General features: G+C 27.8%; 15 protein-coding genes, 1 tRNA gene and 1 rRNA gene. 9 read left to right on the top strand and 8 right to left on the bottom strand.

All coding sequences use genetic code 11. The annotated features are described in order from the left end of the window. From AMN70_RS03445 to AMN70_RS03410, 8 genes are all read left to right on the top strand, one after another. Positions 1 to 315: class I fructose-bisphosphate aldolase (locus AMN70_RS03445; protein ID WP_143323416.1), on the top strand; the 315-nt coding region annotated here is incomplete at its 5' end. Beyond that, positions 305 to 919, top strand: coding sequence for a thiamine phosphate synthase (gene thiE / locus AMN70_RS03440; protein WP_082255070.1), 615 nt, complete (start codon positions 305 to 307; stop codon positions 917 to 919). The genes AMN70_RS03445 and thiE, both read left to right, overlap by 11 nt. Next, a complete protein-coding gene (gene efp, locus AMN70_RS03435) occupies positions 916 to 1,476 on the top strand; it encodes an elongation factor P (protein WP_075501784.1) in 561 nt (186 codons plus the stop codon). The genes thiE and efp overlap by 4 nt, the downstream gene beginning before the upstream one ends. Before the next feature lie 4 nt (positions 1,477 to 1,480). Continuing rightward, positions 1,481 to 2,221 carry an inositol monophosphatase family protein gene (locus AMN70_RS03430; RefSeq protein WP_082255069.1) on the top strand — a complete coding sequence of 247 codons (741 nt, stop codon included), beginning with the start codon at positions 1,481 to 1,483 and terminating at the stop codon, positions 2,219 to 2,221. A 35-nt stretch (positions 2,222 to 2,256) separates the two neighbouring features. Continuing rightward, on the top strand, positions 2,257 to 2,487 hold the full coding sequence (rpmE, locus tag AMN70_RS03425; RefSeq protein ID WP_075501782.1) for a 50S ribosomal protein L31: 231 nt from the start codon (positions 2,257 to 2,259) through the stop codon (positions 2,485 to 2,487). Next, entirely contained in the window at positions 2,488 to 3,069 is a 582-nt protein-coding gene (locus AMN70_RS03420; RefSeq protein ID WP_075501780.1) for a cell cycle transcriptional regulator TrcR, read from the top strand. Positions 3,070 to 3,132: 63 nt separating this feature from the next. Then, the gene (gene rpsU / locus AMN70_RS03415) at positions 3,133 to 3,327 is read left to right on the top strand and encodes a 30S ribosomal protein S21 (protein ID WP_075484443.1); all 195 of its coding nucleotides are present in this window, start codon (positions 3,133 to 3,135) and stop codon (positions 3,325 to 3,327) included. Between the two features lie 6 nt (positions 3,328 to 3,333). After that, a tRNA-Met gene (locus AMN70_RS03410) sits at positions 3,334 to 3,410 on the top strand. 6 nt (positions 3,411 to 3,416) lie between these two features. Here AMN70_RS03410 and AMN70_RS03405 read toward each other — a convergent pair. The 8 genes from AMN70_RS03405 to rrf form a co-directional block, all read right to left on the bottom strand. Further along, entirely contained in the window at positions 3,417 to 4,115 is a 699-nt protein-coding gene (locus tag AMN70_RS03405; RefSeq protein WP_075501778.1) for a transaldolase family protein, read from the bottom strand. A 9-nt stretch (positions 4,116 to 4,124) separates the two neighbouring features. Continuing rightward, positions 4,125 to 5,222: a glycosyltransferase gene (locus AMN70_RS03400; RefSeq protein WP_075501777.1), complete on the bottom strand. Its 1,098-nt coding sequence runs from the start codon at positions 5,220 to 5,222 to the stop codon at positions 4,125 to 4,127. 42 nt (positions 5,223 to 5,264) lie between these two features. Then, complete coding sequence (locus AMN70_RS03395; RefSeq protein ID WP_075501775.1) at positions 5,265 to 6,662, bottom strand: NAD(P)(+) transhydrogenase (Re/Si-specific) subunit beta; 1,398 nt, start codon at positions 6,660 to 6,662, stop codon at positions 5,265 to 5,267. After that, the gene (locus AMN70_RS03390; RefSeq protein WP_075501773.1) at positions 6,662 to 6,973 is read right to left on the bottom strand and encodes a proton-translocating transhydrogenase family protein; all 312 of its coding nucleotides are present in this window, start codon (positions 6,971 to 6,973) and stop codon (positions 6,662 to 6,664) included. Before AMN70_RS03390 ends, AMN70_RS03395 begins: the two co-directional genes overlap by 1 nt. Before the next feature lie 4 nt (positions 6,974 to 6,977). Next, on the bottom strand, positions 6,978 to 8,066 hold the full coding sequence (locus tag AMN70_RS03385; RefSeq protein WP_075501788.1) for a Re/Si-specific NAD(P)(+) transhydrogenase subunit alpha: 1,089 nt from the start codon (positions 8,064 to 8,066) through the stop codon (positions 6,978 to 6,980). A 5-nt stretch (positions 8,067 to 8,071) separates the two neighbouring features. Continuing rightward, positions 8,072 to 8,182: an aa3-type cytochrome c oxidase subunit IV gene (locus tag AMN70_RS03380; RefSeq protein WP_075501771.1), complete on the bottom strand. Its 111-nt coding sequence runs from the start codon at positions 8,180 to 8,182 to the stop codon at positions 8,072 to 8,074. A gap of 4 nt (positions 8,183 to 8,186) precedes the next feature. Beyond that, positions 8,187 to 8,312, bottom strand: coding sequence for a type B 50S ribosomal protein L36 (ykgO, locus tag AMN70_RS03375; protein ID WP_075501769.1), 126 nt, complete (start codon positions 8,310 to 8,312; stop codon positions 8,187 to 8,189). A 14-nt stretch (positions 8,313 to 8,326) separates the two neighbouring features. Beyond that, positions 8,327 to 8,441, bottom strand: a 5S ribosomal RNA gene (rrf, locus tag AMN70_RS03370). Positions 8,442 to 8,464: 23 nt separating this feature from the next. Here rrf and AMN70_RS03365 point away from each other — a divergent pair. Then, the coding region (locus tag AMN70_RS03365) for a hypothetical protein (protein WP_179850384.1) at positions 8,465 to 9,367 on the top strand (903 nt) is incomplete at its 3' end.

The raw sequence follows: 9,367 nt of genomic DNA, 5'->3' as shown, positions 1-9,367 counted from the left end.
TCAAATGAAGAAGTTGCAAAGTTAACTTTGAAATGCTTAAAAAGCTCAGTTCCTTCAGAAGTACCAGGAATTGCGTTTTTATCTGGAGGTCAATCGGAGTTAGAAGCGACAGAAAATTTAAATTTAATTAATAAGTTTAATGATACTAGCTTTATAATGAGCTATTCTTATGGACGAGCTCTTCAGCAAAGTGCCTTGAAATTTTGGTCGAAAAATATAAATGATATTGAGGGTACTCAGAAAGTTTTTAACCACCGGGCAAAAATGAATACTCTCGCTGCTCAAGCAAAGTGGTCTAAAGAACTTGAAAATTAATAAAAAAAAATTTATTTACCTTGTCTCACCGACCAAAATTGATAAACATTTTTATAATGAATTAATTGCTATTCTTAAACAAAAAAAAGTTAGTTATTTTCAACTTAGATTAAAGAAAGAAGACTTTAAGAAAAAATTAATAATTGGAAAAAAAATTAAAAGAATATGTAAAAAATTTAATGTTAAATTTATTATCAACGATGATGTTTATCTTGCCAAAAAATTAAATTCAGACGGTTGCCATTTAGGTCAAAAAGATATGAATATTTCTGATGCTAGAAAATTAATTGGTAATAAAATTATTGGGATTACCTGTCATAACTCAATTAAATTAGCTAAAGTTGCTTCAAGTAATAAAGCAGACTACATAGCTTTTGGAGCTTTCAATACTTCAATAACTAAAAAAGTTAAATACAAAGCATCAGTTAACTTAATTAAAAAAGCAAGAAAGATAACTAAAATACCAATTGTGGCAATTGGTGGTATAAACTTTAATAACTATAAAAATCTTTTGTTGAATAAAGCAAACTTTTTAGCTATCTCAAGCTACATTTGGAAAAATAAAAAACTTAAACCACAAGATGCAATTAAAAAATTAAAATGAAAATTAATGCAGGAGAAATCAGAGTTGGTATGTTGTTAGAATACAAAGATGATTTGTGGCAAGTTCTCAAAACTCAACATGTAAAACCAGGAAAAGGTGGTGCATTTGCACAGGTTGAGATGAAAAGTATAAACAAAAATACAAAACTAAATGAAAGATTTAGATCAAGTGAAACGGTAGAAAAAGCCTCTTTAGAAGAAACTAAATTTAATTATTTATATGAAGATGATCAAAACTACTTTTTTATGGAACCAAAAACTTTTGAACAAATAGAAATTAAAAAAAACATAGTTGGAGAAAAAGGAAAACTGCTAACAGAAAATCTTGAGGTTTCTATAAGTTTCTATAATGAGTCTCCAATTTCTGTTGATTTGCCTAATCAAGTAAATTGTAAAATCAAATCAACAGATGTAGCGCTAAAAGGACAAACCGTATCCTCATCTTATAAACCGGCTGTTTTAGATAATGGCTTAAGTATTCAAGTTCCTCCATTTATAGAAGCAGATGATGAAGTTGTTATTGATACAAGAAATTTAGAATACATCAAAAAAATTTAGTCTAGTGAAATCAATTTCTCCAAATCTTAACGTTATGATAAAGGCCAGTGAAAAAGCCTCAAAAATTCTTATAAGAGATTTTGGTGAAATTGAAAAACTTCAAGTATCTAAAAAAGGACCATCAGACTTTGTAACAAATTCTGATATTAAAGCTGAGAAGATTATTATAGATGAATTAAAAAAAGCTAGACCCAACTATTCAATAATAAGCGAAGAGAACGGCACAGAAAAAAATAATGATAAAAAAAATACTTGGATAATTGATCCAATCGATGGAACAGTCAATTTTTTACATGGCATCCCTCATTTTGCTATTTCAATTGCATTAAAATCTAACGATGAAATAGTTTCAGGACTTATCTTTGATCCTATAAAAAACGAACTTTTTTTTGCTGAAAAGGATAATGGAGCATTTTTTAATAATCACAGAATTAAAGTTTCAAAAAAAAATGAGCTTAATAATTGTTTATTTGTAACTGGAGGAAAAATAAAAAGTGAACCTGATTTGCCGTATAGGAAATCAGGATGCGCGGCCTTAGATATGGCTTATGTTGCGGCTGGCAGGTATGATGGTTATTTTCAAAATAATCTTAATCTTTGGGATATAGCTGCGGGAATTATAATCGTTAAAGAGGCTGGTGGTATGATTAATAAAATTGATCTATCAGAAAATAAAAATATTAAAATTATTGCCTCAAGTACTGATATTAATTCGAAATTAATTGCAAAATTGACTAACTTTTAATTGTTTTAAAATATTCTTTTGTTATAAGTCTCGTCATGAAAAAAAATATTCATCCAAACTATCACACAATCAAGGTTGAAATGACTGATGGTTCCCAGTTTGAAACTAAATCTACTTGGGGTAAAGAAGGAGAAATACTCAAATTAGAAATTGACCCAAAATCACATTCAGCTTGGACGGGTGGAAAACAAAAACTGATGGACAAAGGACGAATAAGTAAATTTAATAAAAAATTCCAAAATTTTAAATCAGATAAAAAAAATTAAATGTCAAATGCACCTTTAATGCCAATGGCAACTGCTGTATGGCTTGTTGAAAACACAACACTGACTTTTAAACAAATAGCAGATTTTTGTAAATTACATGAGGTAGAAATTCAGGGTATTGCTGATGGTGAAGTCGCAAAAGGTATTAAAGCTTATAATCCAATTATATCTGGTCAGTTGACAAAAGAAGAAATTGAGCTTTCAGCAAAAGATGAAAATAGACCATTACAAATCAAAGGCACTGATATCGAAATATCTAATAATGAAAAAAAGATTAAAAAATACATACCACTTTCAAAAAGACAAGATAAGCCAGATTCAGCTTTATGGCTAATTAAGCAACATAATATTCTTAAAGACTCTCAAATTGCAAAATTAGTTGGAATTACAAAAAATTCAGTCACATCAATAAGAAACAAAAGTTATTGGAATTATAATAATTTAAATCCAAAAGATCCTGTTGCGTTAAATTTATTTTCTCAAAAAGACTTAATTGAAGCAATTGAAAAAGCAGAAAGAAGAATAAAAAGAGAAAAGAAACAAAAAGAAAAAGCAAGACTCTCACAACAAGTCGACAACTAATGAATAAAATAAATAGACATAAAAAAATAAAAGTGCTACTTACTCACTTTTTTGGAGGTAGTTATTAAAATAGAAGTTAAAGATAATAATGTTGAACAAGCTCTTAGAGTTTTAAAAAGAAAACTTCAAAGAGATGGTTTTTTTAAGGTTATAAAATTAAAAAATACTTATGAAAAACCCTCAGAGAAGAAAAAGAGAATTCTTCAAGAAAACATTAAAAGAGTAAAAAAATTAAATAAACTTAAAAATAGAATTTAAGTATACCGCGGGGTGGAGCAGTCTGGTAGCTCGTCAGGCTCATAACCTGAAGGTCGGCGGTTCAAATCCGTCCCCCGCAACCAATTTAATTATATTTTAAATTTGGATTTCTTACTATCTATCAAAAATGCATTAACAGTTTCTTTTGTTAATTGGTTGAAAGTTTTTCCAAATTTTTCAATCTTTTCTATGATAGATGGAGGAATAGTTATTATATGGCATCCTAAACTTTTTGCTTGTAAATAATTGTAAGGTTCTCTTACGCTCGCCCACAAAATTTTCACATTTCCAAATCCTCTAGCCAATTTAATACTTTTTACAATTTCAGGTACAGGGTCTCTTCCAGTGTCTCCTGCTCTTCCTGCAAATATTGAAATTATAACTTTAGTTTTTTTATTGATTAAATTTAAAATTTTTTTAGTTTGTTTGGCTGTGTAAACTGCTGTTATATTCAATTTAATATTTTTCTTGTTTAGTTCTTTTATAGCCATTCCTGAAAATTTATTTTTTGAATTGACAACTGGCACTTTTACAAAAACATTTTTTCCCCAAGTATTTATTTTGATCCCTTGTTCTATCATAGATTTTTGGTTATCAGCAAATACCTCGAATGAAATAGGTTTATGTTTACAGATTTTTAGTATTTTTTTTGAGTAAGATTTATAATTTTTTGCACCTGCTTTTCTCATTAAGCTTGGATTTGTAGTAAAACCTTCAACAATATTTTTTTTGTTGAATTTTCTTATTAATCTTAAATCAGCAATATCACAAAATATTTTTGTTTTCATAAAGTAAATTTAATTATATTTCTTTAAATAATCAAAATATTTTTTGGACTGATTGACTATCAAAAATCTTCTTAATGATTTTTTGGCAATTAAATTTTTTTTTGAAGCTAAAGAATAATTACCTACACAAAAATCCATTTTTTCTGCAAGTAATTTAGGAGACCTTATTTTGACAAGATATCCCCCTTTGCCATTTAATAGTATTTCTCTAGGACCACTTTTACAATCAGTTGATACACACGGCACATCATAATTGATTGCATCAATTAATACATTTCCTAAACCCTCATATACAGAACTTAAAACAAAAATTTTCGAAAATTTTAGATATGACAATGTATTTTTTACCCAACCTTTAAAAACTACCTTCTTATGTATTTTTAAATCTATTGCTAATTTTTTCAATTTAATCTCTAGGTTACCATGACCTAATATTAACAATTTGTATTCAGAATTTTTTTTTGAAAAAATATGAAACGCTTTTAGTAAAGTTTCATGATCTTTTTGTTTTCTTAATCTACCAATGGATATTATATACTTTCTTTTTTTATATTTTTTTTTAATAATCTTTTTTAAATAAGGGTTGTAAATAGCCTTAATCTTATCTTTATTAAAAATAAATTTTTCTAAGCTTTTTTTTGATCCATTTGAATTAGTTATTATACCATCTGCAAAATTATAAAAAAAATATTTCAAAATAAATGAAATAAAGGAAGAAAATTTATTTTCTGAATAAAAAAAAGAATCTATTGGATTTTCCGAATTTCTGATCACAATCTTATTTCCCTTCAAAATACTGATTATTATTGCTGCAACGTTGCTTTGCATTGAATGTATTAAAAATTTTTTTTTATTTTTTTTCAAATACCTATATAAAATAATCATTCCATTTATCGCAGATAAATAACGCTTGTGAATAAATGGAATTTTCACAATCTCTTTAACTTCAATAAAATCAATTTTTTTGAAATTAACATTTTTTTTTGCACTTCTAGAGCTTATGAGACTTATTTTAAATTCTTTGTTATTTTGAATTAAGTTTTCTAATATTTTTTCAACACCCCCTCTCTCAAAAGATGGATAAAATAATATTAAGTTTTTTTTCATGATCTATTAAAACTGATAAAAACAATTTTACAATTATAATTACTAATCCAAATTTTTAGTAATTTCTTCAGTCATTTTTTTTGCATCAGCAAATAACATTAGGGTATTTTCTTTATAAAATAACTCATTATCAATTCCAGCATACCCAGGTGATAAACTTCTTTTTACAAATAAAACTGATTTACACTTTTCAACATCCAAAACTGGCATTCCATATATTGGACTTTGTGGATCAGTTTTTGCAACTGGATTTGTAACATCATTTGCACCTATCACAAAAGCAACATCTGCATTAATAAAATCATTATTAATTTCCTCAAGTTCAAAAACTTCATCATAAGGCACGTTTGCCTCAGCTAGCAAAACGTTCATATGTCCTGGCATTCTTCCAGCTACTGGATGAATAGCATACGAAACTTTAATGTCATTTTTTTTTAATGTATCTACCATCTCTCTAAGTGCATGTTGGGCTTGTGCAACAGCCATTCCATAACCAGGGACAATGATCACTGAGGATGCATTTTTCATTAAAAAAGCTGCGTCATCCGCATTACCACTTTTGACAGGTTTTTGCTCTTTATTTTGGTTGTTGGAAGTTTGATCTGTAGCCCCAAATCCACCGAGTATAACATTAAAGAATGATCTATTCATTCCTTTACACATTATGTACGAAAGTATAGCTCCCGATGAGCCAACTAATGCACCAGTAATTATTAGTGCAGTGTTTTCTAATGTAAATCCAATGCCAGCTGCAGCCCAACCTGAGTATGAATTTAACATAGAAATAACAACAGGCATATCTGCTCCACCTATTGGAATTATTATTAAAAAACCTATCAAAAAAGAAACTGCAATCAAAATCCAAAATAATTTAGATGACTGTGTTGAACAAAGATAAAAAACTAAAACAATTATGGATATTAATATTAGTGCATTTAACAAATGTTGACCTCTGAAAGTTATTGGGGCCCCTGACATTATTCCCTGAAGTTTTAAAAAGGCAATTATTGAGCCAGAAAATGTAATGGCTCCAATAGCAGCTCCTATTGCCATTTCAATTAGGCTAGCGAGTTTAATATTGTTAGGTGTTCCAAGATTAAATGCCTCTGGATTAATAAAAGCAGATATTGCAACAAAAACTGCAGCTAAACCGACTAAACTATGAAAACCTGCAACTAACTCAGGCATTGCTGTCATTGGTATCCTGTAAGCGATAAAAGCACCTATACTTCCACCAATTACTAAAAATAGTAATACATAGATGAATCCCAATGTAAAATTTCCAACTGAGAGAAATGTAACTGTGACCGCAATTATCATTCCTATTATCCCAAATAAATTACCTTGTCTTGAGGTCTCAGGTGAGGATAGCCCTCTTAAAGCTAAGATAAATAAAACTCCAGAAATCAAATATAAAATCGCTGAAAGATTAGCTGACATCAATTTTTATCCTTCTTCTTTTTTTTGTACATAGCTAACATTCTTTGGGTGACTAAAAATCCACCGAAAATATTTACCGCTGCTAATATAATAGCTAAAAATCCATAAATACTTGATGATGAAAAAATATTTCCGTTATTATCAGACAAAGCTGCAATAATAGCTCCTACAATTATCACAGATGAAATAGCATTTGTCACTGACATTAAAGGAGTATGTAGCGAAGGCGTCACACTCCATACTACATAATAACCAACAAATATTGAAAGTATAAAAATACTTAATCTAAATATAAAAGGATCTATTTCCATAATTCTATTTTACCAATGTTTTTTCAATTATTTCATCTTCTAAATTAATATTTAAAATTTTATTTTTCTTATCATACAAATTTGAAATAAAGTTAAACATATTTTTTGCGTATAAATTTGAAGCTGATACAGGTAATTTATTAAGTATATTCGCTTCACCTAAAATTTTTACACCATTTTTTTCAACAATTTTATCAACTTCGGTGAAATCAGTATTACCACCTTGAATTGCTGCCAAATCGTAAATTACTGAACCTTGTTGAAGATTTTTAAACATTTCCTCTTTAATTATTTTTGGTGCTTTTTTTCCAGGGATTAACGCTGTGCAAATTACAATATCAATTTTTTTTAAAGTTTCTGATAATAGATCTTCTTGTTTTTTTTTAAACTCATCAGATGCTTCTTTAGCATAACCACCCTCAGTTTCTAAATTTTCAGCCCCTTCAACTGTTAAAAATTTTCCTCCTAAACTTTCTACTTGCTCTTTCGATGCCATTCTTACATCGGTTGCAAAAACTATTGCACCCATTCTTTTTGCAGTTGCAATTGCCTGTAATCCAGCTACTCCAGCGCCAACAACTAAAACTTTTGCAGCCGGAACAGTTCCTGCTGCAGTCATCATCATAGGAATTGCCCTCTCATAAACTTGAAAGGCTTCTATTACAGCTTTATATCCTGCTAAGTTAGCCTGTGATGATAAGATATCCATTGATTGAGCTCGAGTAATTCTTGGAAGAAGTTCTAATGAAAAACAATTTATTTTTTTTGATCTCAAATTATCCAAATCTAATTTATTAGAAAAAGCATTTAATGTTCCAACAAGAGTTTGATTTTCTTTAAATTTAGAAAGCTTATCTTCATCTGGTAAATTCAATTGAATGATTATATCAGCTTTGCTTATAATCTCTTTTTCATCAGCTATAATATTTACACCTAGATTTTTATAGTCATTATCTTTAAAACCTAAATGAGTACCATATTCATTTGGTAAAGATAAATTAAAACCTAGGTTAATATATTTTTTTGCAATTTCAGGAGTTACAGCTACTCTTTTTTCAAGATTTTTATTCTCTGAGATTGAAACTAAATTCATTGGCATTATAAAAGAAATATTGCCATTAAAACAAGCACTAGTATCACCGCAGCTGTACCCCATAAAACAAATTTTGTAAAATTGTTCCATGTATTTTTATGGTTTTCGTTATCCATAAACTTATTTTTGTCTTGCTTTGAATTTTGGATTTGTTTTATTAATTATATAAACTCTTCCACGTCTTCTGACTAGCTTAGAATTAAGGTCTCTTTTTTTTATAGATTTAAGTGAACTTTTTATTTTCATAGTGTCTTTTATAATGCCGGCAATGACCTACTCTCCCATATCTTAAGACAAAGTACCATCGGCGCTGAAAGGCTTGACTTCCGAGTTCGGAATGGGATCGGGTATAACACTTTCGCAATAATCACCGGCAAAAGGGTTTATAAACATTTAATATGAATTGTAAACTATCAAATAATATTGATTTTTGTGGTTTATTAGAAATATATAATATCTTTAAAAAAGGTTTAAATTATAAAAAATTAATAATGAGTAATTCAAAATATCTTAAATACGAATATTATTTAAATTCCAGTATTCTATATTTTAAATCGAATTTTCAAAAAAGAATTAATTTTTTAAAAAAAAAAAAATTTTTATTCAATGAAATTTCAAGTTTCATAAATAATTGTATAGATAATACGAAAAATATTTTCATATTTTGCGCTGGAAATTCCATTTTAGGTGAAAGAATTGTTTCAAAAAAAGTATTTATTAAAGAAATAGATGAAAATTATGAAATAAAATATAATGATAATATCAGCTATATAAAGGATTCTTGGAAAGAAGTATTGCCTGAATGTGATACTATTTTAATTTCTGATATAGAGCATCAATCAAATCCAACATCAAATTTATTAAATTTATCTAAAACTATGAATAAAGATGCAAAAATAATCATTCTATCAAAAAATATGATTTGGATGATTTTAATAAAATTGCTTAAATTTTTTTTTAATTTTTCTCCCAAAAAAAATAATTTCTTACCCTCATCTTACTTAGAAAATTTATACTCAAGTTGTAACTTGGAAATAATTAGAAATGAAAAAATTATTGCATTACCAATTTATATTCCTTTTTTTACAAATTTATTAAATAGGATATTTAGATTGCCTTTGTTAAATATTTTTTGTCTTACAAACATAACAATTTTAAAAAAAAAGAACTCAGAAGTTTCAGATGAAAATGAATTAAAAGTTTCTTTTATTATTCCATGTAAAAACGAAGCGAATAACATAAAAACATTTGAAAAAGAAATTAGAGAAAACAATCAACAAAATGAATATTTATTTGGTGAT

The organism is Candidatus Pelagibacter communis (assembly GCF_001179925.1).
Taxonomy (GTDB): domain Bacteria; phylum Pseudomonadota; class Alphaproteobacteria; order Pelagibacterales; family Pelagibacteraceae; genus Pelagibacter; species Pelagibacter ubique_E.
The sequence above is the reverse complement of the archived record's forward strand: the minus strand, read 5'-3'. Positions and strand labels throughout refer to the sequence as shown.